A 24,205-nucleotide genomic window follows, 5' to 3' on the forward strand; every position below is an offset into this window, starting at 1 on the left:
TTGCGTCACGCCGCGGGGTCCGAGTTGCCCAGCAACTGCACGCCATTGATCTTCCAGCCATTTTCTAACTGAATCATCTGATAATCCAGAATGTGAGTTTGTCCGGCACCATCAACGATCAGAACCTTTTGCCACAGCGCGCCCGCGATCTCGCGCAGTTCCAGAAACCGAATATCAGCGGGTCGCCAGACCATAGGATAGCCGTTGCGCACCATGTTCCCGAAATTCTCGGGCGTGCGGAAAATGCTCTGGATGTTGGGGCTTGCAAAGGTAAAGGCGGTGGCGAAATCATCCGCTTTGAACGCCTGTATCTGCGCCGCGATATTGGCTTCGATCTCGGTGCTTTGGGCAAATGCACCCGTGGCCAAACAGGCACTCAACGAAAGGGCAAGCAAGATACGACGCATGGGGCTACCTCCTTTGGCAAGGGTAGCCCCACATCATGTCAGGTCAAATCAGGCAAGCTCTCCGGTCAAAGCCTTGTCGATCAGCGCAATCGTTTCGGGCACACCGTAAAGGGCAATAAACCCACCAAAGCGCGGCCCTTGCGAGGCCCCCAGCAGCACCTCGTAGAGCGCTGTGAACCATCCGCGCATCGGGTCGAATCGCTCGCGCCCGATGGAGTAAACCACTGATTGCAGCGCCTCGTCCTCAAGCGGGCCATCATAGGCTTGCAACGCGGCCTTCAACGCTTCCAGTGCCTCACGTTCCTGATCAGTCGGCGCGCGGTGCTGTCGGGTGGGTTTGACGAAATCGTTGAAGTAGCGCACCGCAAAGCCCGCCGCCTGATCCAGATCGGGATGCGTTTCTGCGGTCGCCTCGGGCGCATAGCGGCGGATGAAACCCCACAGCGCTTCTTTGTCCTCGGCACCAGACACTGATGCAAGGTTCAGTAGCATCGCAAACGGCACCATAAGCGTGGATGCAGGCACGTCACCGCCATGGATATGCCAGACCGGGTTGTTCAACTGCGCCTTCAATTCCTGCCCCGGATAGGCGCGCAATTGCTGGTGATACTCATCCACCGCCTTGGGAATGACGTCGAAATACAGACGTTTGGCGGTTTTGGGCTTTTGGTACATGAAATACGACAGGCTTTCGGGGGCGGCATAGGTCAGCCACTCTTCCATCGACAAACCATTGCCCTTGGACTTCGAGATCTTTTGCCCCTGCTCATCATTGAACAACTCATAGCTGAGCGCTTCGGGCGGCTGCTTGCCCAGCGCCCGGCAGATTTTCGACGATTGCGTGACGGAGTCGATCAGGTCTTTACCCGACATCTCATAATCCACGCCCAGCGCGGCCCAACGCATGGCCCAGTCGGGCTTCCACTGCATCTTGACGTTGCCGCCCGTAACCGGGATTTCGACCCTTTCGCCATCAGGCTCCTGATAAACAATCGTGCCCTTAGCCACGTTGCGTTCAAGCGTCGGCACCTGCAGCACATGACCGGTTTTCGGGCTGATCGGCAGGAAGCAGGAATAAGTCTCGCGCCGCTCGGGCCCGAGGGTCGGCAGCATGATTTCTTGTATCTTGTCGAAGCGCTCCAGCGCGATCAGCAGCGTCTCATCAAACTTGCCGCTGGTGTAGTAGTCTGTGGCCGAGGCGAATTCATACTCGAACCCGAAACTGTCCAGAAAATCGCACAGCATCGCGTTGTTGTGCTGCGCGAACCCTTCATGCGTGCCAAATGGGTCGCGGACTTTGGTGAGCGGCAGATGCAGGTCTTCTTTCAGCTCGTCCTGCATCGGCACATTGGTCGGAACCTTGCGAAAGCCGTCCATATCATCCGAAAAGCAGATCAGCTTGGTCGGAATATCGCTGATCTGTTCAAACGCATGCCGTACCATCGAGGTCCGCGCGACCTCGCCAAAGGTGCCGATATGCGGCAGGCCCGACGGGCCATAGCCGGTCTGGAACAGAACATATCCCTTTTCCGGCGCACCTTGTCTGTAGCGTTTTAGGACCCGGCGCGCCTCTTCGAAAGGCCAGGCCTTGGACGACATCGCGGTTTCACGCAGTTCAGACATGTTCTCAGGTGCTCCATCGGGAAATACAGCGCCGGACGCCCTTTGCGACCCGACCGACCCCTCCTATTGTGCCGGTGCAGCATGAGTCAATAAAGCGCGCTGTTTTTCTGAGCGGAAACCCCGGTTGCGGTTTATTCGGCTGCCGTCACTTTCGGCGGGAACTTGTTCGGCAGCAAACCCATTCGCTGCGCCTGATGCACATCGGCCAGCAGATCCCGATCGGCAGCGGCAAACAGCTCTTCGGGATCGTCCAGCACGAAATATCCCATCTGATGCATGTCGATCCGATACGGCGTACGCAAGATCGTCATCACGTCGAACGGGCCCCGGTCGGGTATGTCACTTTCCACGGCATAAACCAGCTCTGTAGGTGAAGACGCCAGCCCCGAGCCCAGCGCCTTGATCTGCCCATCCTGACGGCGCAATCCGAATTCAATCGAAAACCAATACAACCGGATCAGCCAGGCATAATCTTTATCCCCCGCCTCAACCCCGGCCTTGCCGATCGCATGGCTGAAAGCCGCAAAACGCGGGTCGCTCAGCAGGGGCGTGTGACCGAAGATTTCGTGAAAGATGTCGGGTTCTTCAATATAGTCAAAATCCTCGCGCGACCGGATGAACGATGCAGCAGGAAAAACCCGGTCCGCGAGCATGCCAAAAAAGGTCTTGAACCCGATCAGCGCCGGAACCGGCTGAACGCGCCACCCGGTCAGGTCCAGAAGACGCTCGGATATATCCGCGCAGGACGGCACGTGGGTCTTGGGCATCTCCAACCGCTTCAACCCGTCCAGATATTCCCGCGCCATGTAGCGCTGCACATTTTCCTGCTGCGCCGCATAAAGGTCCGCCCAAACCGCGTCCTCCTCGGCGGTATAAGCAATATGGCCGCGCGCGTCGGCCTGTTTGGCCACGTATTTGGTGGATTTGGGCATGGAACGTCCTCCTTGATAGAATTTTAGCCCTTACTCGTGGTAAAATTGACTTAATGGCGTGAGGAATTGTTGGATTTTTGGCCCAAACATTTCAATAATGTGCTGATTATGACCCAAACCCTTCAACCTGCTGACATCGCTATCCTGCAAGAGCTTCAGTCAGACGGACGTCTGTCCATGCAGGATCTCGCCGACCGGACCGGGCTGTCGGCCTCGCAATGCTGGCGGCGAGTACGAGATCTTGAGGCAACGGGTGTCGTCTCCGGTTATGCCGCGCGGGTGCCCGCAAAATCGGTGGGGCTGAATGCGATCGCCTACGTTCACATCGCGTTGAAAGACCACCAAGAGGACAGCATCGCGTCCTTCCTGCGCCTGGTTGAGACCGAAGCCCAGATCGTCGAATGCGCCTCGATCACCGGGGATCACGATTTCATCTTGAAGGTCTACGCGCGCACCCCCGAGGACCTTGAACATTTCATCATGCAACGCCTGTTGAAATCCGGCCTTGTCCGCGACACACGCAGCAATTTCGTGCTGCGCCAGACCAAAACGCGTGGGCCGTTGCCCATCCTGTGACGCTTTGGCCGCCGAAATCCGTTGAACCCGATCCCGGTCCCTCCTATCGTGCGCGTTCAGAACAGCTCTATCAGGACCACGCCATGACCGATCAAGTGCCTCACCCGATGTCTCCGCAGGATTGCCTTGTTGCGATCATGGTGGCGATCTCAGCATCGGACGAAACCATTCGCACGGCTGAACTGGTCAAAATCGAAGCCGCTGTGAACATGCTGCCGGTCTTTGCCGAGTATGACATCGACCGCACCCGCCGAGTCTCGCAGATCGTGTTCGACCTGTTCGAACAAGAGGACGGGCTGGATGCGCTGTTTGGTCTGATCCGGGAAAACCTGCCCGAGCGGCTGAACGAAACCGCATATGCCCTGGCTTGCGACGTGGCCGCTGCGGACGGATCCCTGGCCGAGACCGAACTGCGCCTGCTGGAAGAAATCCGCTACGAATTAAACGTCGACCGCCTGCACGCCGCTGCAATTGAACGCGGCGCACGGGCACGTCACACCACCTGATCCTAGCTGCCGCTCAGCGTTCCCCAACGTGCGATCAAAGCGCGCTGCAACCTGCGCGACCGCGCGTTCCAACTGCGTGCGCCCGCCGGGCGCTCCCGGTTCGCACGCGGGATCGTGGCCCGGTGGTCGACATCTGCTGTGAAGATAGCAAAGGCCAACTCGGACCCGTCCGGCGTGGTGATGAATCCTCCCAAACCCGAGACGAAATTCAACGTCCCTGTCTTGGCGTCCACCTTGATCGGGTGGTCTTTGACGGGTCTTCCCTGACTGTCCAACAACCTGAAATTCTTCAATAAAGGCCGCAGCGCTCCGGCTTCCTGCGCTGCGATCAACACCTTGACCAGATCACCCGGCGCGACCCGAGACGCATCCCCCAGCCCCGAATGATCAACCATCTCAATGCCGTTGACCCCATATGCCTCGGCGGCCCAGCGATTCATTTCGTCGGCCGAGTCTTGCAGGGTGTGCAGATCAGCACCACGCGCCTTGGACGCCGTCATGCCCACCAATTCCGCCGTCACATTGGTCGAATATTTCAGCATTCCCCGCAAAATATTGTCCAGCGTGTCACTATAATGCGTGACCAGCAAACTGCCCTGTGGCGCTTGGTTCGCGACCTGCACGCGGCCTAGCACAATCCCGTTCGACCGCGCCAATGTCCGAAACACATCCCCGGCGTAGAGCGCCGGTTTGCGTACCGGCAACCACCGGGCGCCACCTTTGCCCAGCGCCCCGCGGGCAACGGTCCAGCGATCTTGCCGCGCGCTTGGCTCATAGGTGTAGATCGGGACTTTCCTGCTTTCGACCCGCATAGTTGCCACATCTACAGCCGGCTTGTAGCGCGCGCTTCGGGCATCCATCGTCACGGTATAATCCGTGCCCTCGCGCTTCCATTCAAAGTGAACCCGGTTGAAGTTCAACGCAATCCCGCTCAGCGCCGGGCTGTATCCCAGATGATCCGGCTGACCGGCATCAATGCTGAACACATAGGGCAACGCTCCGTCATAAACCTTGAACGCGCCACGCACCTCGGTGATCCCGGCCTCTCGCAGATTGGCCGCCATTGTGGCCAGCGCATCCGTATCCAACAGCGGATCACCGCCGCCAACGAGGATGAGATCTCCGTTCAGAATGCCATTCTCGACCGGCCCATCCGCGATCAACTTGGTTTCAAAGCGATAGTCTGACCCCAGTACGTCCAGCGCATAAAGCGCGGTCAGAGCTTTCGCCACACTGGCCGGAGGCAACCCGAGATCTCCGCCCACCGCCTCTAACTCGACACCGGTCTTGACGTCGGCCACGGCAAAAGCCACTTCGCCCCGCAGCCCCGCCGATTGGATCAGCCGTTCGGCCCCGTTTTTCTGTGGTCCACGGATCTGAGGCCGCAACGAAACCAAGGGCGCATTCGCCAGCGCAATGCCGGGGGTCACAACCGCCCCAAGGCTTGCAAGAAAACCACGTCGTGAAAAACGATCAGCCATGGGTCAATAAAATCCCAGAGGGTTCAGGCAAACAACCAGTCAAAAAGGATTATGTGCGCACGAAGGTTATTCCGGCAACACCCCATTTGCCCAGATGCCGCGATTGCGAAGATCAGTTGAACTGACGTCAACCATCGGCATGTTGACGAAACACCATGCCGGGGCCTCGGCCCGCCCCAGCAAATGCCGCGCCTGCCCGTCGATCCTGTAGCTGGAATAGACCCGTGCCGCCGGTGACATTCGGGCCGAGATGCGATCTCCCGGCCGCGCGACCACGCCCACCGGGATGCTGTCCATGATCAACCGCCAGTCTTTCCAGCGATGAAACTGCGCCAGATTGTCAGCCCCCATGAGCCACACGAACCTGACCCTCGGGTATAACCTGCGCAGCGCCGCCAACGTATCCGCGGTCGCGCGCGTCCCCGTCAGAGCTTCGATATCCGTCACCTCGACCCTGGGATGCTGCATCACATCCCGCGCCGCCTGCACCCGCTGGGACATGGGTGCAGGCCCGCGCTCCTTCAACGGATTTCCCGGAGATACTAGCCACCACACGCGATCCAACCCAAAGGCCTTCATCGCCTCACGCGTGACATGCACATGGCCCTGATGCGGCGGATCAAATGATCCCCCGAACAGCCCAATCACCTGACCGGGCCGCGCATATGGTATCGCGTAACGCTCCATACCCTGCTGATGTTCAGAACTGGGACGGCTTGTCAATCAACCGGCTGCACGACATCACCCAACCTAACCCATCCGGGTTTGACGACCTCAGCGCACCACCCCCCATGGCCGCGCACGGCGGAATAGCCACCTTTACCAAACGCTTCCTCCATCCGGCTGCACGGCGCACAGATCACGGTAAAACGCAAAATCGCCTCGCCCACCTGCACCTCACGTCCTTTAAGCGCAGCCAGATTGATTCCCGACACGACCACGTTGCGCCGTAAGACTTCAGGCGTAACAGGCCCCTGCCCCAGATAAGAGCCAATCGCCGCCAGATGTTCTTGTTGGATCAAAGTCACCGCTCGCTTGCCCGCACGGGCGCGATCTCCGTCCAAACCTTCGGCAGAGATCATAACGGCATCGACCGGTTGAACCTCGGCCCTGCGATCAGGTCGCAGACCAATCCATTCCAAACGACCCGGCTCGGCCCATCCTGCAATCAGTGCCGCCAAATCCGCCATGCTTCCCCCTTTGCTACAATCGGACAACTACCGCCGCACATCCGAATGCAAAATTCACAAAACCACCAGCTTGCCCCGCCCGCCCCGCTTGGATATCAAGCGGATCAACCCAATTTCCCCGACCCAGAGGACGCGACATGGCCGCCTATCAATATGTCTACCACATGCAGGGTGTCTCAAAGACCTATCCCGGTGGCAAGAAGTGCTTTGAAAACATCCACCTGAGCTTTCTGCCCGGCGTGAAAATCGGTGTTGTCGGCGTCAACGGCGCGGGTAAGTCGACGCTGATGAAGATCATGGCCGGCCTCGACAAGGATTTCTCCGGCGAGGCCTGGGCGGCCGAAGGTGCCAAAGTCGGTTACCTTCCGCAGGAACCAAAGCTGGACGAAACCCTGACCGTGCGCGAAAACGTCATGCTGGGCGTGGCGGAAAAGAAGGCGATCCTCGACCGCTATAATGAACTGGCCATGAACTACTCGGACGAAACTGCCGAGGAAATGGCCAAGCTTCAGGACGAAATCGACAGCCAGAACCTCTGGGATCTGGACAGCCAGATCGACGTCTCGATGGAGGCGCTGCGCTGCCCGCCGGACGATGCCAACATCGCCAACCTTTCGGGGGGTGAGAAACGCCGCGTTGCGCTGTGCAAGCTGCTGCTGGAAGCGCCCGACATGCTGCTGCTGGACGAACCAACCAACCACCTGGACGCCGAGACCATCGCCTGGCTGCAACAGCACCTGATCGACTACAAGGGCACCATCCTGATCGTCACCCACGACCGCTATTTCCTGGATGACATTACGGGATGGATCCTCGAACTCGACCGTGGTCGTGGCATTCCCTACGAGGGCAACTACTCCGCATGGCTGGAACAAAAAGCCAAACGGCTGGAGCAGGAGGCCCGCGAGGACAAATCCAAGCAGAAGACCCTGCAACGCGAGCTGGAATGGATGCGTCAGGGCCAAAAGGCCCGCCAGGCCAAATCCAAAGCCCGGATCAACGCCTATAACGAACTGGCCGAACAGTCCGAGCGCGAAAAACTGACCCGCGCCCAAATCGTCATCCCCAACGGTCAGCGCCTTGGCGGCAAGGTGATCGAGGTCGAGGGTCTGTCGAAACACATGGGCGACAAGCAACTGATCGAAGGGCTGGACTTCGCCCTGCCCCCCGGCGGTATCGTCGGCGTCATCGGCCCCAACGGTGCAGGTAAATCGACGCTCTTCAAGATGCTCACCGGTCAGGAACAGCCCGACAGCGGCACCATCACGCTGGGTGATACGGTCGAGCTGTCCTATGTCGACCAGTCCCGCGACGACCTTGCCGACAACGACACTGTGTGGGAGGCGATCACCGGCGGGGCCGAGATCATCCAGCTGGGCGATGCTCAGGTCAATTCCCGCGCCTATTGCTCGTCCTTCAACTTCAAGGGCGGTGACCAGCAGAAGAAGGTCTCGCTGCTATCCGGTGGTGAGCGCAACCGCGTCCACATGGCGCGTCTGCTGAAAGAGGGCGGCAACGTCCTGCTGCTCGACGAACCGACCAACGATCTGGACGTCGAAACCCTGCGCGCTCTGGAGGATGCTCTGGTCGATTTCGCCGGCTGCGCCGTTGTGATTTCGCACGACCGCTTTTTCCTCGACCGCATCTGCACGCATATTCTGGCCTTCGAAGGCGACGCCCATGTGGAGTGGTTTGAGGGCAACTTCGAGGATTACGAAGAGGACAAAAAGCGCCGTCTGGGACCGGACGCGCTGGAGCCTAAGCGCTTGAAGCATAAGAAGTTTGCCCGGTGAGAACCCGAACTTTCAAACGTGTGTTCCAATCGCTGTTTCAGGCGATTGGACGCATTGCACCGTTTGGAAAGACATCGGACCGCGACCATTGCGTCATAGTCGCAAGCAACGGTCGATCCGGAAGTACCGTGACTTATCTTGCTCTTAGCAAGGCACTTAGAAAAAGAAACCCTTCAGCGGCAGAACGCTCGGCCTTCGTTGCTCGTCTCAGGGACGCCGAATTCAAAGCGCCGTTCGTCTACAAAACCCATGATTTCCCGCAGGCGTTGTTGAAGTGGCCAGCCGATACCAGAGTGATCTTTTGCTTCGGTTCCACCAAAGATTCGGCCTTTTCTGTCTATTCGGCAAAAGAACGGTATGGGGAAGAATGGATCCGGCAGCATTTTTATCACCTTCATGCGACTGGCGAATACTGCGATCTGTTTCAGCGGGATATTCTGCAACAAGCCAAGCAGATAAAAGAATGGGCCGTATTTGAGGACGTCCCCGTTTTATGTGTTCACTATGATGCGATATGGGATCATCAAAGCGACATATCGGAATTTACCGGCCTGAAAATGAAGCTTCCGAAACGTGAACAGCGCGCGCCCAAAGAGATTCCTGCTGAACTCAGGTCAGCGGCAAGCCATGTTTACGATTCGATTGATGAAATTGTCGAAGAACTGCCAAGGTGTTTTATAGCATCACCCAAATACGCTGATATTGTCGCCAAGCTTCCGGTTTAGATGCAAAGCGGAAGGCCAGCGCAAACCCGCTAGCTCGGGCGATCGATGACGCCCCTATTCGCTTGCTTTTGAAAGTTCTGAGTAAGAACCTGCTGAGGTTTAAAGGTATTTGTTGGGAAGGGTAGGCAAGTGACGCGTGAAACAGGAGTCTGGCATAGCCAGGTTATGCTCGACTCAACGTTGATTAAACCGTTCACATCAGATCAGGTATTGAACGAATTGTCGGCAGCTGGAGTAATCGGCAAGAAGAACTTAGAGGGTTTTGTTCAATCTCCCGACGTGTTCCCAGATGCGATTTTTGGGAAGTACCCGAACCAAAAGCTGAAAGCGCAACCCGATATTTTCTTCGGGCCATATGGCTTGGTTGTGTCCCGCGCGGTTGCTGATGTTCTTCGGGAAGCGGACCTTGGGAAGACGCAGCTTTACCCATTGAAACTATGCCAGCACGATCGTGTGACTCCAGTTGAGGGGGAGTATTTCACTCTGGCATTGGGAGAGCAGAAAACAGCACTTGTTCCGAAGCAGTCGAAAGGAATCGAACTCTTAGGGAACACACCTGAAATCTGGATGAACTTGGGAGGTAAACCGGCTGATTTCGATTTCGTTGTGTCGGGTGACGCTTTGGACTGGCCGGATTTGTGGATTGATCCCCTCTTGCACCGAAGCCTTTTCCTCAGCGACCGTCTTGTCAAAGCGCTGAGGGCCGCAAAGCTCACACGCCGCTTCGGCCTGAGCAAATGCAAGGTTCTTTCGGGCTAGGCCATTTTAGCGACAAGACTACCGTCGCGGGCCGAGAATAAGACAACAGCGCCTGCAATGCAGACGCTTTCCGGTGTGCTTCGGGATTTGAAAGTCAAGATTTCCACGCAAACGTCTTATGCTTCAACCGCTTGGGCCCGAACGCACCCGGTCCCAGACGGTGCTTTTTGACCTTTTCGCAATCCTGAAGTTGCCCTCGAACCATTCCCGTCGCGGTTTGTACCGATTGCGGTACACAAGGACGATCACCCTTGCCACATCCCCACACCAATGCCATATCCAAAGGGCTAACGTTTTTCTATTTCGACCTACTGTCTCCTTTTTCGGCGCTCAGTCATTCGATCCAGACTACGACGCCAGGCTGCCGCAAATCCGTGGGCAGCACCAAACAGGAGAATACGGATATGCCCGCAGGCACCGTTAAATGGTTCAACACCACCAAAGGCTACGGCTTCATCGCACCCGAAGATGGCGGCAAAGACATCTTCGTTCATATCTCGGCTGTCGAACGCTCGGGCCTGACCGGTCTGGCAGACAACCAGAAAGTCACCTACGAGCTGCGCTCGGGTCGTGACGGTCGCGAAAGCGCCGACAATATCGAGCTGGCGTAAGCCGGTCCAAGGGCAGGGGTATCCCCTGCCCTTTTGCCAAGCTGCGCTGCGTTTTCAGCGCAACATCACATTTCAGTTACTCTTCGCAGCCGCTTGACCGGATCAGCTATCATCCCGACACTATGGTGATGATTTTCCTGTTGTATTGAAGAGACCCGATATGTTCACACGCCGCACATTCCTGACGGCCGCCGCCGCGACAAGCCTTGTTCCGCAGGTGGCGTCTGCCAAGACGAAAACAGCCGAATACGACGCCACGCCGCAGTTTGTGCGGATCAAGAAAGACTTCCTGCCGGGGCAGTTGCTGGTCGTTCCACGCTCATTCTACCTGTATTTCGTGACCGAGCCGCGCAAGGCCATCCGCTATGGCTGCGGCGTTGGTCGGGCCGGGCTGGAATTCACCGGCACCGCCACGATCGACGTCAAGAAAGAGTGGCCCACCTGGCGTCCCACGAATGAGATGATCGAGCGCGAGCCCGTCACCTATGCACGCTTCAAGGATAACGACTATGTCCAACCGGGCGGAGGCGACAATCCATTGGGCGCCCGCGCGCTGTATTTGTTCCAAAACGGCGTAGACACTTATTTCCGCATTCACGGCACGACGCAGCCCAGCACCATCGGAACCGCCGCCTCGAATGGCTGCATTCGAATGTTGAACGCCCATGTCATCGACCTGTACGCGCGGGTGCCGATAGGAACCGTCGTGACTGTGATCTGATTAGTCCGACGCTGCTTGGACCAGTTCCACCACATAGGGGCCGATTTCGGCGACGATCAAAGCCACGCCCTGGGCGTTGGGGTGGATGCCATCGGGTTGCATATATGTGCGAGCTGCATCGGGATCGCCGTCTCGGGTCAGGCCGGCGAAAAAACTGGGTGCATAGCCGGATTGGTACCCAGCGGCCAGTTCGGGATAGATCGCATCGAAGGCCGCTTTGTAGTCGGGCCCGTAATTTCCCGGTGCCTGCATCCCAACCAACAACACATCCACCTCTGACGCACGCGCGGCTTGCATGATTTGCTCAAGATTGGCCCGCGACACAGCCGGATCGATCCCACGTAACAAGTCGTTCCCGCCCAAAGCCACGATCATGCCATCCACATCCGGCGTCAGCGTCCAGTGAACCCGCGCCGCGCCGCCGGCGGTGGTATCCCCTGAAACTCCGGCATTGATCAGGCGCACATCCACGCCCTGATCCTGTAACCAACGTTCCAGCTGAGGCACAAACCCGTCCTGGGCGGGCAGCCCGTAACCCTGTGTCAGCGAATCCCCCAATGCAGCAATCACGACCTGTTCGGCTGTGGCTGCAAAGCCGCAAACCATAAACAGGCCAGACACCAAAGCCTTGCGCAATATCCGAACCGCTCCATATCCCAAAAGAACGCCTCCGTGTGGATTGACCTATGACGACACCTGTTCTTTCTCTCCAAGATGCGGCTTTGTCGCTGAATGGCAATGCCGGACGGGTGGAAATCCTGCACGGCATAACTCTATCGGTTCAAAAGGGCGAGACTCTGGGCCTTGTTGGCCCGTCTGGGTCCGGCAAATCTTCATTGTTGATGCTGATGGGCGGGTTAGAGCGTGCGACTGGCGGCAAGATCGAAGCGTTGGGGCGGGAACTGACTGATTTGGACGAAGACAACCTCGCCCGGTTTCGACGCGATGCGATGGGCGTCGTGTTCCAGAACTTCCACCTGATCCCCACGATGACAGCGCTTGAGAATGTCGCCACGCCGCTGGAATTGGCTGGGCATCGGGACGCGTTTGACCGGGCTGAAAGTGAACTGGATGCGGTCGGCCTATCGCATCGGCGCGATCACTATCCTGCGCAGCTTTCGGGGGGTGAGCAGCAGCGCGTGGCACTTGCGCGTGCATCGGCCCCGCGCCCGCAGATCCTGCTGGCGGACGAGCCAACGGGGAATTTGGATGAAACCAACGGGGCCGCGATTGTTGATCTGCTGTTCGACCTGCGTGACCGTCACGGCGCAACTTTGGTTCTGGTCACGCACAGTCACAGCCTTGCGCGCAGATGCGACCGGGTTGTCCGCTTGCGCGATGGGCGCATTGCAGAAGATATCCAGCAAGAGGCCGCGGAATGAACCTGCGCCTTGCCGGACGTCTGGCGCGGCGCGAATTGCGCGGAGGGCTGCGTGGCTTCCGCGTATTTCTGGCCTGCCTTGCCCTTGGTGTCGCCGCCATCGCCGCCGTCGGGTCCGTGCGCCAGGCCATCCAGACCGGACTAGCCCAAGAGGGTGCCGCATTGCTGGGTGGCGACGCCCAATTGGAATTTACCTATCGCTTTGCCACGGAAACCGAGCGTAACTGGATGGGCCAAGTGGCCTCTGCCGTCTCAGAAGTCGTCGATTTCCGATCAATGGCCGTCGCGCGGCAAGGCGAAACCCCTGAGCGTGCGTTGACGCAGGTCAAGGCCGTGGACGTGGCCTATCCTCTGGTGGGAACGCCGGTGCTGGACCCCGATATACCCCTGCCCTCCGCACTTGACGGGGCTGACGATCTGCCCGGGGCTGTCATGGACCCTTCACTGATCGACCGGTTGGATCTGTCTGTAGGCGATCGGTTTTCTCTGGGCACGCAAGAGTTTCTGCTGACCGCCGCGCTGATCCATGAACCGGATGGGGCTGCGGATGGATTCGGTCTGGGTCCGCGTACTCTGGTACGCACGCAGGATTTGCAGGCGTCTGGCCTGCTGGCACCGGGCACCCTGTATTCAACTAAATACCGGCTGGATCTACCGCTATCGGCAGACCTTGCAGAACTTGCATTGCAGGCAAACACAACGTTCGACGGAACTGGAATGCGCTGGACGGACGCCCGAAACGGCGCGCCGGGGATCGCCGAATTCGTCTCCCGTCTCAGTGCCTTTCTGGTACTGGTCGGGCTTTCGGGTCTGGCCGTGGGCGGCATCGGCGTATCGGCCGCGGTATCTGCATTCCTCGCCCAAAAGACCGAGACAATCGCAACACTGCGCACACTGGGCGCAGACCGCGCAACGATCTTTCAGACCTATCTGATCCAGATCGGCATTCTCTCGGGTATAGGCGTCCTGCTTGGCATTGCTCTGGGCGGGCTGCTACCGCTGGCGCTCGCCCCGCTGATCGAGGCCCAGCTTCCCATCCCAGCCGTCTTTTCGCTGTATCCAGAACCGCTGGCCGAGGCTGCGCTCTATGGTGTTCTGACCGCCTTTCTGTTTACCCTCTGGCCCTTGGCCCGCACCGAAGAGGTCCGCGCTGCCACCCTATTTCGGGACGCGCTGTCATCGGCCCGCGCCCTGCCTCGCCTGCGCTACATCGTTGCCACCGGGGTGGGGCTGGCGCTGCTGATCGCGTCGGCGGCGTGGTTCAGCGGGTCTGCCCGCCTGACGCTCTGGACGGGCGGTGGGCTGGTTGGCGCGCTGATTCTTCTCTCGGTCGCGGCGATGGCAATTCGTAGACTGGCCCGCTTCGGCGCGCGCCCCGCGCGTGGACACCCGGCGCTACGCTGGGCCTTTTCCGCCATTTCCGACCCGCGCGAGGGTGCGTCTTCGGTTGTGTTGTCGCTGGGTCTGGGCCTGTCCGTTCTGGCCGCCGTTGGGCAAATCGACGGTACCTTGCGCAACGCAATATCCGGCAATCTGCCCGACGTCGCGCCCTCGTATTTCTTCGTCGACATTCAGAAAGACCAGATGCCCGGCTTTTCCGAACGTCTTGAAACCGACCCTGCCGTCACCCGCGTCGAAAGCGCGCCGATGCTGCGTGGCATCCTCACGCAGATCAACGGCCAACCGGCTCGTGACGTCGCCGGGGACCACTGGGTTCTGGACGGCGACCGTGGCGTAACCTATTCCACAGCACCCCCGCAAAACACCCGCGTCACCGCCGGAGAATGGTGGGCAGATGACTATTCCGGCACCCCGCAAGTCAGCTTTGCCGCTGAAGAAGCGCAAGAGATGGGCCTGAAACTGGGCGACACCCTGACGGTCAATATTCTGGGGCGCGACATCACCGCTGAACTGACCTCACTGCGCGAGGTTGATTTCTCGACGGCGGGGATTGGGTTCATCATGTCCATGAACCCATCGGCCCTTGCCGGAGCCCCGCACAGCTTTATTGCCACTGTCTATGCCGAAGAGCCCGCCGAAGCCGCAATCCAACGCGATCTGGCTGAGCAATTTCCCAACATTACTGCTATTCGCGTCCGCGACGCCATCGACCGAATCTCGGGGCTGTTGGCAGGGTTGGCTGCAGCCACATCTTATGGCGCAGGTGTATCGCTGCTGACCGGCTTCCTTGTCCTAATCGGCGCAGCCGCGGCAGGAGAGCCCGCCCGCAGGCATGAAGCAGCGATTCTGAAAACACTGGGCGCAGACCGCGGTCGCATCCTGCTGAGTTTTGCCCTGCGCGCTGCCCTACTCGGCGCCGCTGCGGGCGCGGTGGCCCTGCTCACCGGCATATTGGGCGGATGGGCAGTGGCGACCTATATCTTCGACACCAATTTCAGCATCATCTGGGGTTCGGCGCTGGGAATTATTGTCGCCGGCCTCCTCGTGACCCTCGGTGCAGGCCTGTTCTTTGCACTGCGCCCGCTGGCGGTTCGACCGGCCCGCATCCTGCGGGCCAGCGACTGAACTTACCGAACGCAAGCAACCGGCTGCAAGATTTGCAGCAACTGGTCGTTGTCACAAACCAAAGCATCCAACGTGATGTCATCCAGCGACGCATAGAAAACCTCGGCCGCGTCCTGCAGCGCAAGGCGCAACCGGCAGGCATCGGTCAAGGGGCAGGTATTGTCCGCATCCGCAAAGCACTCGGCCAACGGCAGGTTGCCCTCGACATGACGAAACACCGACCCGATGCGAATCTGCTCGGCAGGGCGCGCCAGGGTCATGCCGCCATTTCGGCCTCGCTGTGTGCTGAGATAGTCCAGCTGACTCAGTTGATTGATCACCTGCGCCAGATGGTTCTCCGAGATATTGCACACTTCGGCAATCTCGGATTTGGTCACAAGCCGGTCCTGATGTGCAGCGCAATACATCAGCAAGCGCACCGCGATATTCGTCCGTTTGGTAATGCGCATGATCGCCTCCCAAATTTCAAGATGCGACCTTATTGCATGTCCGGCTAAAAAGCGGTTTGACATACATCAATCGGCGGAAAAGGACGCGGCACAGATGGCAGACCCCTATTTCTTTGGCTACGGTAGCTTGGTGAACCTTGCTACCCACGATTTCCCCGATCCCCGCCCTGCGAAACTAAAAGGCTGGCGCCGCTCTTGGAGACATACAGACCTGCGCCCGGTGGCCTTTCTGACAGCCATCCCCGACCCCGATTGCGAGATTGAGGGGATGATCGCCCATGTCCCGAAAAACGACTGGGCGGCGCTGGATGAACGCGAATGGGCCTATGATCGCATCCCGGCAACTCAGGCTGTGTCACATACGCTGACCCACGACGTCGACATCGCCGTCTATGCTGTCCCACATGGCCGCCACACCGAGCCCACGAACCACCACCCCTTGGTACTCAGCTATATCGACGTTGTCGTGCAGGGCTATCTGCGCGCCTATGGCGAGGCCGGGGCAGATCGCTTCTTTGCCACCACCGACGGCTGGGAGGCTCCGATCCTGAATGACCGCGCCGAGCCCCGCTATCCGCGACACCAGCAGTTGAAACCGCACGAGGCTGAATTCGTGGACTCCCGCCTGCAACAGTTGGCTGCGAACATCGTCCATACCTCATAGCAAAAGGCCGAGGTCAAACCCCGGCCCTTCTTCTGTTCAAAAATTCCTCCGCTGCAGGGTGAGTGGCGTCCGGGAAACTGTCCGATAGGCAGTTTCAGCTCCAAACGGGTGGAACCCCGGTCTGCGTCAAGAGGCGCGTTCCTTCACCCTCGCGCGCGGATCACCTGAAGCAATGGCAAAAGCGCGGCCATCTCGGGCCCACGCTCCATCCCTGTCAGCGCCTTGCGCAGCGGCATGAACAATCCCTTGCCCTTCCGGCCTGTGGCCTCTTTGACAGCCTTGGTCCAAACACCCCAGGTCTCGCCATCAAACGGCCCTTCGGGCAGCAATGCCACGGCTTCGGTGATGAAGTCACGATCGTCTTCGTCGATCAGCGGCTCTGCCCCATCGCGGCACAATTCCCACCAACCCTGCAGATCAGCCAGAGTGGTGATGTTCTCACGCGCCATGGCCCAGAAGGGCTCGGCCATATCTGCTGGGACACCCGCATCCGTAACCGCATCTGCAACATCCGCCAGAGGCAGAGACTGCAGATGTTTCGCGGTCAGCGGGAATAGGTCCTGCACGTCGAATTTGGTCGGTGCTGCGCCGAAACGCCCGATGTCGAATCCGTCTATCAATTCAGCCATGTCCGAACGTAATTCCACCGGATCGGACGAGCCCAGACGCGCCATCAGGCTTAGCAGAGCCATCGGCTGAACCCCCTGCTCGCGCAGATCGCGCAGCGCCAGCGTGCCCAAACGTTTCGACAGCGCCTCACCTTGCGGGCCGGTCAGAAGCGAGTGGTGCGCAAAGCGCGGGCAAGCGCCGCCCAGCGCTTCAATAATCTGGATCTGGGTCGCCGTGTTGGTCACATGGTCCGAGCCACGCACCACGTCCGTGACACCCATCTCGGTATCATCCACCACGGATGCGATCGTATAGAGAACCTGCCCATCGCCCCGGATCAATACCGGATCAGACACGGAAGAAGCATCAATCGAGATGTCGCCCAGAATGCCGTCATTCCACTCGATCCGCTCGTGATCCAGCTTGAAACGCCACACACCGTTTCCGCGTTCCGCCCGCAGCGCCTCTTTCTCGGCCTCCGACAAGTTCAGCGCAGCGCGGTCATAGACCGGGGGCTTGCCCATGTTCAGCTGCTTCTTGCGCTTCAGGTCCAGTTCGGTCGGCGTCTCGAACGCCTCATAGAAACGACCCATCTCGCGCAGCTTGTCGGCCGCTTCGGCATAGCGATCCAGACGGTCGGACTGACGCTCGACGCGGTCCCATTGCAGCCCAAGCCACTCCAGATCCTGTTTGATCGCATCGACATATTCTTCTTTCGACCGCTCAGGATCAGTGTCGTCGATGCGCAGGATGAACGTACCGCCAGCCTTGCGGGCGATCAAATAGTTCATCAAGGCGGTACGCAGGTTGCCCACATGGATGTAACCGGTGGGCGACGGGGCGAAACGGGTGGTTGTCATAGGTGTCTCCTGTTGGCGCGGCTCTTGTCACAGGATGGGCGTTTTGTCCAGCCGTGGGCAAAGGCCCACCAAGGAACTCAAACATGGCCAACACACAACCTAAACAAAAATTCACACGTATTGTTCAACAACGCACCCCATATCTTGGGTCTATAACCTACCAAGAGACGCGCACCGGCCTAGCTTTGAAGCTGGCGTTCTGACAGGGAGACTTAGATATGACCATCAATTTGACGCGAAGAGCGGCCTTGGGCGCCGCGGCCACACTACCTTTTGCTGCAGCTGCGACCCCGCTTTTGGCCGCGGGAACCGAGACCAAAGCCAACTCGACCATCGCCAAATCGTACCACCTCGGTGATTTCACGGTCACGACCCTGTTGGATGGCAGCCTGCCCCGCGATGGTGCCAAGGAGATCTTCGGCGGTGGCGCATCGGATGAAGAATTTGCCAAAGTATCCGCCGACAACTTCATCCCTGCAGACAAGGCGCAGTTCTTCTTTACCCCGACGCTGGTCAATACCGGGTCCGAACTGGTTCTGTTCGACACCGGGCTGGGTCAGGGCGGTATTCAGGCGGCGCTGGCAGATGCAGGCGTCACCCCCGATCAGATCGACGTTGTTGTGATCACCCACATGCACCCCGACCATATCGGCGGCATGACCACCGACGATGCACCAACCTTTGCCAATGCGCGCTTCGTGACCGCCGCACCGGAATATGACTTCTGGGCGGCACAGGATGCAGGCAACCGCGTCGGTGATCTGGTTGCCGCCAAAGTGACCCCACAGGCCGAAAAGATGACCTTCCTCACCGATGGTGGAGAAGTCACCTCGGGCATCACCGCCGTCGCCGCCTATGGGCACACACCTGGCCACACGGTCTATCACCTGGAAAGCAACGGCCAGCGTCTGGTACTGACCGCCGACCTTGCCAACCACTATGTCTGGTCCTTCGCACACCCCGAGTGGGAGGTCCGCTTTGATATGGATAAAGCGGCCGCGACAGCAGCGCGTCGCAATGTTCTGGGTATGCTCGCCGCCGACAAGGTTCCGATGATCGGCTACCACATGCCCTTCCCCGCCGCTGGCTATGTCGAGACCCGCGGCGACGGGTTCCGCTTTGTCCCCGTCAGCTATCAGATGGCAGGCTAAGCTCTAGTATCCTGGGTCCGGCCGCACTTTTGAGCCATCCGTAAAACGGGACAGGCGGAAGGCGGCCGGATCGACACAGGGCGATCGCCCTGTGACCAGATCGGCCATCAACCGTCCCGCTCCGGGACCGATGCCGAATCCGTGGCCGGAAAAACCGGTTGCGATGAATATGCCCGGAATTTCTTCGACGCCCGAGATTACCGGGATTGCATCCGGCGTAACATCAATCATCCCTGCCCAGCTTTGCACCAACTCGGCGTTCCGCAACGCGGGTATGCCCTTTCGCGCGTTCGCCCACGCCCGCCGCAGCACCTTGCCAGACGGCTCAGGGTCCAGAACGCGACACTGTTCGAACGGAGTGACATCCGTAGGCAACCATTTCCGGTCCTGCTTGGCTTCAATGGCCCACCTTTTCGACCACCGAAATCGCAGCGACCGCCACTCCTGCCGGAATGCGGGCAGGAACCACCATGCCAACCGAAAGCTGTCGGGCACGATATCAACCGTGTTTTCATGGCCGGACGCGATCGTATAGCCACCGTCAGCACGCTTGCGCACGGCGAAGTCATCCGACCACAACGCCGCCTCGGGCCCTTCGACCGGAGAGGTGCGCAGCACCGTGTTCAGCACCTTGAGCTGCGGCAAGTCAATGCCCGCATTCCCAGCAAACAAACGCGACCATGCGCCACCGGCCAACACCACGCGATCACAGGCGACACGACCGCGTTCAGTGAAAACACCCGCAATGCGCCCGCCCTGCACATCAACACTGCGAACAGCGCAATTGGTCATCAACACTGCGCCGTTGTCGCGCGCGGCCTCGGCGATGGCGGGGGCCGCCCATTGCGGCTCGGCACGGCCGTCGCGGGGCATGTGCAGGGCACACTCCAGATCGGTCCGATGACTGGGCAGTAAGTCGTCCAGTTCTGCCCCCGATACCATCCGAGCGCCAATCTGCAACCCATCGACATGTCGCGCCCAACGTTCAAGATTTTGCGCATCCCGCGCGCCGGAGGCGCCAAACAGGATACCTGATCGCGTAAACCCGGTTTTACGCCCGGTCCTCTCGTCCAGCCCGTCCCAAATCTTTTGCGCCACGCACATCAACGGAATTTCGCGCGGGTCACGCAGCCCCAATCGCACCCATCCCCAGTTGCGCGAACTCTGTTCGCCTGCAATCTGGCCTTTTTCGCACAACAGAACCGAGACGCCCCGTTCGGACAGCTCCAATGCAGTTGCCGCGCCGATGATTCCGCCCCCGATCACGACAACGTCTACCACTTTGGGGAGTTTCAGATCAGGTTCAACGGGGGTTGGTTTGGGGCCGGGCATCAACCGCTCATACTGCATTCTATGAAATGCAATGAAGGCGCGGGATTGGGCCCAAGGCAATACGACATTCGGCGCAGATCACAGATTTAAACAACCTGTGTCAATCACGCCATTTTCGGGGATATTCAGACTAAGCCACACCGCATAGTTCGGCCCATTTCTGACGCAGAACCTGGGTGAAGCCGACAACCGGAGTCTCGGCTTCATCCTCCGCAGCTTTGAGCAAGGGCAGGTCAACATCGACCAGTTCTTCGCGCAACTCGGTAGGCGTAACTTTAGGCAGAGGCGGCTCAGCCGCGCTCAAAATACCGGCGATGGCGGCATCCACCTCGGCTTCGTTCAGATCCTGCCCCTTGTCTGCCATTGTATTCCACGGCGGCGGAGCATGAAGAGGTTTGTCATATTCCTCATACATAGCGATACCAAATCGTTAACACAGACACCCAATCTCGGATGTGTCACACCTGCCCCAGCTAGGGCGATAATCAAGCAAAAATGTGTCGAAAAAATGGCGCGCGCTCAAGCAAGCCCTTGAGAAAAGATCAACTTGCAACCCATCGCACGACGAATTGCAGACAATGCCACCCTAGCCGCGGCATTGATTACAGATACGATACGACCTGCAGGCGCCGCAGCGGCAGGCGACTCAGGACGGGTCGCGCCAGCGATTCACGATCGGATACCTGCGATCCAGCCAGAAAGCCCGGCTAGTCAGTCGCGTTCCGGGGGCTGACTGGAACCGCTTGTATTCGCTGATATAGATCAGATGCTCAACCCGGCGCGCGGTAGCAGCATCAAACCCGGCCTCAACGCAATCCGCGACCGAGCCTTCGCCGTCGACCAGAATTTCAAGGATTGCATCCAGCTCGGGATAGTCCGGCAGGCTGTCGCTGTCTTTCTGATCCGCCCGCAATTCCGCGCTGGGGGGCTTGTCGATGACCGAGGACCGAATGACCTCGCCCTCCGGCCCCATCATCCAGTCGTGGTGGTTTTCATTGCGCCAGCGGCAGGTCTGAAAGACACGGGTTTTGTAAAGGTCCTTGATGGGGTTGTACCCGCCATTCATGTCGCCATAGATCGTGGCATATCCCACCGCGACCTCGGATTTGTTCCCGGTGGTCAGCAACATCTCGCTAAACTTGTTCGAAATCGCCATCAACAGCAGCCCACGCAAACGCGACTGGACGTTTTCCTCGGTCAAGTCTGCGTCACGCCCGGCAAACAACGGGGCCAAAGTGTCCGTCACGGCGGCGCGACTGTCCGAGATGGGCACGTAGTCATAGTGCACGCCCAGTGCCTTGGCGACGGCCTCTGCATCGTCCAATGAACCCTGACTGGTATATTCCGACGGCAACATCACACAGCGGACATTCTCGGACCCAATCGCATCCACCGCAATTGCCGCGACCAAAGCGGAATCAACCCCACCTGACAGACCAAGCAGCGCCTTTTTGAACCCGGTCTTCCCCATATAGTCGCGCAAGGACTGCACCATCGCGCGATAGTCCTGCTCCCATTCATCTGGGAGAGGCGCGACCTCGGCCGGAACGATCCGCCACCCCTCATCGCCCCGCTCAAGATCGATATGGGTAACGGCCTCGTCAAACACAGGCATCCGAAAGGCCAGCGCGCCGCCGGGGTTCAGGCCAAACGTGCCGCCGTCAAAGACCTGATCGTCCTGACCGCCAACCATGTTGAGGTAAATCAGCGGCAGGCCGGTCTCGACCACGCGGGCCACCATATGATTAAGCCGCACGTCGTATTTGTTGCGGAAATAAGGTGAGCCATTCGGAATCAGCAGAAACTCGGCCCCGGTCTCTTCCAGAGTTTCCGCGACATCCGGATGCCAACCATCCTCGCAAATCGGGCTGCCGATCCGCGTATTGCCCACCGAATACGGTCCGCCCAACGGGCCGGAATCATACAGGCGAACCTCGTCAAAGACCGTTTCGTTCGGCAAATGATGCTTCAGCACCTTGCTGCCGACTTTGCCGCCCTTGAGGATCAGGTAGGCGTTATACAGGTTGTCATCCTCGACCCATGGCCCGCCGATCGCCAGCGCAGGACCGTCGGCGCATTGGGCGGCCAATGCCTCGACCGCAGCCATGGCGGCGCGGTGAAAGCTGGGCTTCATCACCAGATCCTGCGTATTGTAGCCGGTGATGAACATCTCGGGGAAGGCAATCATGTCCGCGCCTGCGTCGCGCGCCTGTTCCCATGCCGCGACGGCCTTGGCCGCGTTGCCCTCGATATCCCCTACAACAGGGTTGAGTTGCGCCAGAGTGATGCGGAAACGGTCGGCCATGGTGCCCTCTTGCCCTCGTCAGTTCCTATGCCATTTACCAGATCGCACCGCGAGGAAAAGGCAAATGCGGCAAAACCCGTTGCCCTGCCCCCGGCGGTATCTTAGTTTTGCGCTGTAGAACAACCACCCGCAGGCAGGAAAACCCTATGAACGTCATCCGCACCTCAATCGCCGCTACCGCGATGGCCCTGTTGGTCTTGCCCGCCAGTGCGCAGGACGGGCAGGTCATCATTGCGGATGATGAGGTTGGCGGCGTCTATGAAGGCACTTTCCTGAACGGGCTACGGCACGGCACCGGCACTTATCGCCTGCCCGACGGCTTCGAATATGAGGGCGAGTGGTCCGAAGGTGAAATTCAAGGCCGGGGTATTGCCCGCTATGCGAACGGGTCAATCTATGACGGCGCGTTTGCAAAGGGTCAGCCGGAAGGGCGCGGCCGGATCATCTATCCCGATGGTGGCAGCTATGAGGGCGAATGGTCTGATGGCACGATCAACGGGCAAGGCATTGCCACCTATGCCAATGGCGCGCGTTATGAAGGCGGGTTCAAGCAGGCGCAGTACCACGGCAAAGGAACTCTGACCGACCCCAGCGGATATATCTATGAGGGCGACTGGGTTGAGGGCGCGAAACAGGGCAAGGCCAAGATCACCTCGACCCAAGGCAGCGTTTATGAGGGCGACATCGACAATGGTGTGCGCCATGGACAGGGTACGCTGACTGTGCCCGACGGCATGACCTATACCGGGAACTGGGTGCAGGATCGCATGACCGGCAAGGGGCGCATGGTACAGGCCAACGGTGACGTCTACGAAGGCGATCTGGTCGACGGGCGGCGTCAGGGCAAGGGCAAGGCCACATACGCCAATGGCGCGACCTATGAGGGCGACTACACCGACGACCGCCGCCACGGCAAAGGCCGGTTCGTGGGCACAGACGGTTTTGAATATACCGGCGAATGGCAGGACGGGCAGATCGAAGGCTTTGGCGAGATGACCTATCCCGACGGTTCCACCTATGTGGGTGACTTCAGCGCCGACCTGCCCCATGGCAAAGGGCTGCACACCTACCCGGACGGCATCATCTACGAGGGCGACTGGATCGCAGGCATCTTCGAAGGCACCGGCAAGGCAACCTACCCCAACGGCGTAGTGTATTCGGGTCAGTTCAAAAACGGCCTCAGCCATGGCACCGGCGTTCTGACCTTTGCCAACGGCTATACGTACGAGGGCGATTGGATCGAGGGCGCCCGCCACGGCAAAGGGCGCGCCAGCTTCCCGGATGGAACCGTGTACGAAGGCGAATTCGTAGATGGCGTCCGCGAAGGGCTCGGAACGATCACCACTCCCCGTGGGTTTACCTATACCGGCGATTGGGCGGGTGGCAAAATCAGCGGCACTGGGATCGCCACCTATGCCACGGGCGACGTCTATGAGGGTGGCTTTCTGGACAACAAACGCCACGGCGACGGAACCATGCGCTATGCCAACGGCCAAGAAGAATCAGGCGTGTGGGAAAACGGTGTCCTACCGGGCAAAACCGCCGCCGAGCCCGAGGCTGCACCGGCCGAAAACACCACATCCGACGCGCCTTCGGACGGCTAG

23 protein-coding genes and 1 pseudogene are annotated in these 24,205 nt (G+C 59.2%); 12 read left to right on the top strand and 12 right to left on the bottom strand.

Features of this window, described 5'->3' with window-relative positions:
- Positions 1 to 5 precede the first annotated feature (5 nt).
- From ACR3E7_RS10770 to phhA, 3 genes and pseudogenes are all read right to left on the bottom strand, one after another.
- On the bottom strand, positions 6 to 407 hold the full coding sequence (locus ACR3E7_RS10770) for a DUF4864 domain-containing protein (protein ID WP_480505792.1): 402 nt from the start codon (positions 405 to 407) through the stop codon (positions 6 to 8).
- A gap of 48 nt (positions 408 to 455) precedes the next feature.
- Positions 456 to 2,030, bottom strand: coding sequence for a lysine--tRNA ligase (locus ACR3E7_RS10775; protein ID WP_170772396.1), 1,575 nt, complete (start codon positions 2,028 to 2,030; stop codon positions 456 to 458).
- 131 nt (positions 2,031 to 2,161) lie between these two features.
- Positions 2,162 to 2,968, bottom strand: a pseudogene (phhA, locus tag ACR3E7_RS10780) (phenylalanine 4-monooxygenase); the annotation flags it as partial.
- A gap of 102 nt (positions 2,969 to 3,070) precedes the next feature.
- Between phhA and ACR3E7_RS10785 the strand changes: the two are divergent.
- A complete protein-coding gene (locus tag ACR3E7_RS10785) occupies positions 3,071 to 3,538 on the top strand; it encodes an Lrp/AsnC family transcriptional regulator (RefSeq protein WP_170789778.1) in 468 nt (155 codons plus the stop codon).
- An 83-nt stretch (positions 3,539 to 3,621) separates the two neighbouring features.
- On the top strand, positions 3,622 to 4,044 hold the full coding sequence (locus ACR3E7_RS10790) for a tellurite resistance TerB family protein (protein WP_170772402.1): 423 nt from the start codon (positions 3,622 to 3,624) through the stop codon (positions 4,042 to 4,044).
- A gap of 2 nt (positions 4,045 to 4,046) precedes the next feature.
- Here ACR3E7_RS10790 and dacB read toward each other — a convergent pair whose 3' ends face one another.
- The 3 genes from dacB to ACR3E7_RS10805 form a co-directional block, all read right to left on the bottom strand.
- Positions 4,047 to 5,525 carry a D-alanyl-D-alanine carboxypeptidase/D-alanyl-D-alanine endopeptidase gene (dacB, locus tag ACR3E7_RS10795; protein ID WP_480505789.1) on the bottom strand — a complete coding sequence of 493 codons (1,479 nt, stop codon included), beginning with the start codon at positions 5,523 to 5,525 and terminating at the stop codon, positions 4,047 to 4,049.
- 66 nt (positions 5,526 to 5,591) lie between these two features.
- Positions 5,592 to 6,212 (bottom strand): nicotinate-nucleotide adenylyltransferase, encoded by a 621-nt coding sequence (locus tag ACR3E7_RS10800; RefSeq protein WP_170772406.1) that lies wholly within the window; start codon positions 6,210 to 6,212, stop codon positions 5,592 to 5,594.
- A gap of 32 nt (positions 6,213 to 6,244) precedes the next feature.
- Positions 6,245 to 6,715 carry an MOSC domain-containing protein gene (locus ACR3E7_RS10805; protein ID WP_480505787.1) on the bottom strand — a complete coding sequence of 157 codons (471 nt, stop codon included), beginning with the start codon at positions 6,713 to 6,715 and terminating at the stop codon, positions 6,245 to 6,247.
- 137 nt (positions 6,716 to 6,852) lie between these two features.
- On the opposite strand from ACR3E7_RS10805, the gene ettA reads away from it, so the two are divergent.
- The 5 genes from ettA to ACR3E7_RS10830 all read left to right on the top strand — a co-directional run bounded on the left by ettA (position 6,853) and on the right by ACR3E7_RS10830 (position 11,324).
- Positions 6,853 to 8,508 (top strand): energy-dependent translational throttle protein EttA, encoded by a 1,656-nt coding sequence (ettA, locus tag ACR3E7_RS10810; protein WP_170789775.1) that lies wholly within the window; start codon positions 6,853 to 6,855, stop codon positions 8,506 to 8,508.
- Between the two features lie 128 nt (positions 8,509 to 8,636).
- Positions 8,637 to 9,233 carry a hypothetical protein gene (locus ACR3E7_RS10815; protein ID WP_480505785.1) on the top strand — a complete coding sequence of 199 codons (597 nt, stop codon included), beginning with the start codon at positions 8,637 to 8,639 and terminating at the stop codon, positions 9,231 to 9,233.
- Between the two features lie 129 nt (positions 9,234 to 9,362).
- On the top strand, positions 9,363 to 9,992 hold the full coding sequence (locus ACR3E7_RS10820) for a hypothetical protein (RefSeq protein ID WP_480505783.1): 630 nt from the start codon (positions 9,363 to 9,365) through the stop codon (positions 9,990 to 9,992).
- A gap of 404 nt (positions 9,993 to 10,396) precedes the next feature.
- Complete coding sequence (locus ACR3E7_RS10825) at positions 10,397 to 10,603, top strand: cold-shock protein (protein ID WP_170378838.1); 207 nt, start codon at positions 10,397 to 10,399, stop codon at positions 10,601 to 10,603.
- Between the two features lie 160 nt (positions 10,604 to 10,763).
- On the top strand, positions 10,764 to 11,324 hold the full coding sequence (locus ACR3E7_RS10830) for a L,D-transpeptidase (protein ID WP_480505781.1): 561 nt from the start codon (positions 10,764 to 10,766) through the stop codon (positions 11,322 to 11,324).
- On the opposite strand, the gene ACR3E7_RS10835 is transcribed toward ACR3E7_RS10830, so the two are convergent.
- A complete protein-coding gene (locus tag ACR3E7_RS10835; RefSeq protein ID WP_408015517.1) occupies positions 11,325 to 11,960 on the bottom strand; it encodes an arylesterase in 636 nt (211 codons plus the stop codon). It abuts the gene before it with no gap.
- A gap of 50 nt (positions 11,961 to 12,010) precedes the next feature.
- Between ACR3E7_RS10835 and ACR3E7_RS10840 the strand changes: the two genes are divergently transcribed.
- On the top strand, positions 12,011 to 12,706 hold the full coding sequence (locus ACR3E7_RS10840; RefSeq protein WP_170789771.1) for an ABC transporter ATP-binding protein: 696 nt from the start codon (positions 12,011 to 12,013) through the stop codon (positions 12,704 to 12,706).
- Entirely contained in the window at positions 12,703 to 15,231 is a 2,529-nt protein-coding gene (locus ACR3E7_RS10845) for an ABC transporter permease (RefSeq protein ID WP_480505779.1), read from the top strand. Before ACR3E7_RS10840 ends, ACR3E7_RS10845 begins: the two co-directional genes overlap by 4 nt.
- Before the next feature lie 2 nt (positions 15,232 to 15,233).
- Here the strand turns inward: ACR3E7_RS10845 and ACR3E7_RS10850 are convergent, their stop codons facing one another.
- Positions 15,234 to 15,680 (bottom strand): RrF2 family transcriptional regulator, encoded by a 447-nt coding sequence (locus tag ACR3E7_RS10850; protein ID WP_170772425.1) that lies wholly within the window; start codon positions 15,678 to 15,680, stop codon positions 15,234 to 15,236.
- 94 nt (positions 15,681 to 15,774) lie between these two features.
- Here ACR3E7_RS10850 and ACR3E7_RS10855 point away from each other — a divergent pair, with 94 nt between their 5' ends.
- On the top strand, positions 15,775 to 16,344 hold the full coding sequence (locus ACR3E7_RS10855; RefSeq protein ID WP_480505777.1) for a gamma-glutamylcyclotransferase family protein: 570 nt from the start codon (positions 15,775 to 15,777) through the stop codon (positions 16,342 to 16,344).
- A gap of 143 nt (positions 16,345 to 16,487) precedes the next feature.
- Here ACR3E7_RS10855 and gltX read toward each other — a convergent pair whose 3' ends face one another.
- Positions 16,488 to 17,813, bottom strand: a complete 1,326-nt coding sequence (gene gltX / locus ACR3E7_RS10860) for a glutamate--tRNA ligase (protein ID WP_170789767.1) — start codon at positions 17,811 to 17,813, stop codon at positions 16,488 to 16,490.
- A 218-nt stretch (positions 17,814 to 18,031) separates the two neighbouring features.
- Between gltX and ACR3E7_RS10865 the strand changes: the two genes are divergently transcribed.
- A complete protein-coding gene (locus ACR3E7_RS10865; protein WP_170784802.1) occupies positions 18,032 to 18,964 on the top strand; it encodes an MBL fold metallo-hydrolase in 933 nt (310 codons plus the stop codon).
- A gap of 3 nt (positions 18,965 to 18,967) precedes the next feature.
- Here the strand turns inward: ACR3E7_RS10865 and ACR3E7_RS10870 are convergent, their stop codons facing one another.
- The 3 genes from ACR3E7_RS10870 to ACR3E7_RS10880 form a co-directional block, all read right to left on the bottom strand.
- Positions 18,968 to 20,296, bottom strand: a complete 1,329-nt coding sequence (locus ACR3E7_RS10870; RefSeq protein ID WP_170784804.1) for an NAD(P)/FAD-dependent oxidoreductase — start codon at positions 20,294 to 20,296, stop codon at positions 18,968 to 18,970.
- A gap of 130 nt (positions 20,297 to 20,426) precedes the next feature.
- Positions 20,427 to 20,660, bottom strand: a complete 234-nt coding sequence (locus ACR3E7_RS10875) for a hypothetical protein (protein WP_480505775.1) — start codon at positions 20,658 to 20,660, stop codon at positions 20,427 to 20,429.
- 282 nt (positions 20,661 to 20,942) lie between these two features.
- Positions 20,943 to 22,601: an NAD+ synthase gene (locus tag ACR3E7_RS10880; RefSeq protein WP_480505773.1), complete on the bottom strand. Its 1,659-nt coding sequence runs from the start codon at positions 22,599 to 22,601 to the stop codon at positions 20,943 to 20,945.
- 146 nt (positions 22,602 to 22,747) lie between these two features.
- Here ACR3E7_RS10880 and ACR3E7_RS10885 point away from each other — a divergent pair, with 146 nt between their 5' ends.
- Positions 22,748 to 24,205 carry an MORN repeat-containing protein gene (locus ACR3E7_RS10885; protein WP_480505771.1) on the top strand — a complete coding sequence of 486 codons (1,458 nt, stop codon included), beginning with the start codon at positions 22,748 to 22,750 and terminating at the stop codon, positions 24,203 to 24,205.

The sequence above is a fragment of the Ruegeria sp. BK1 genome, assembly GCF_056535645.1.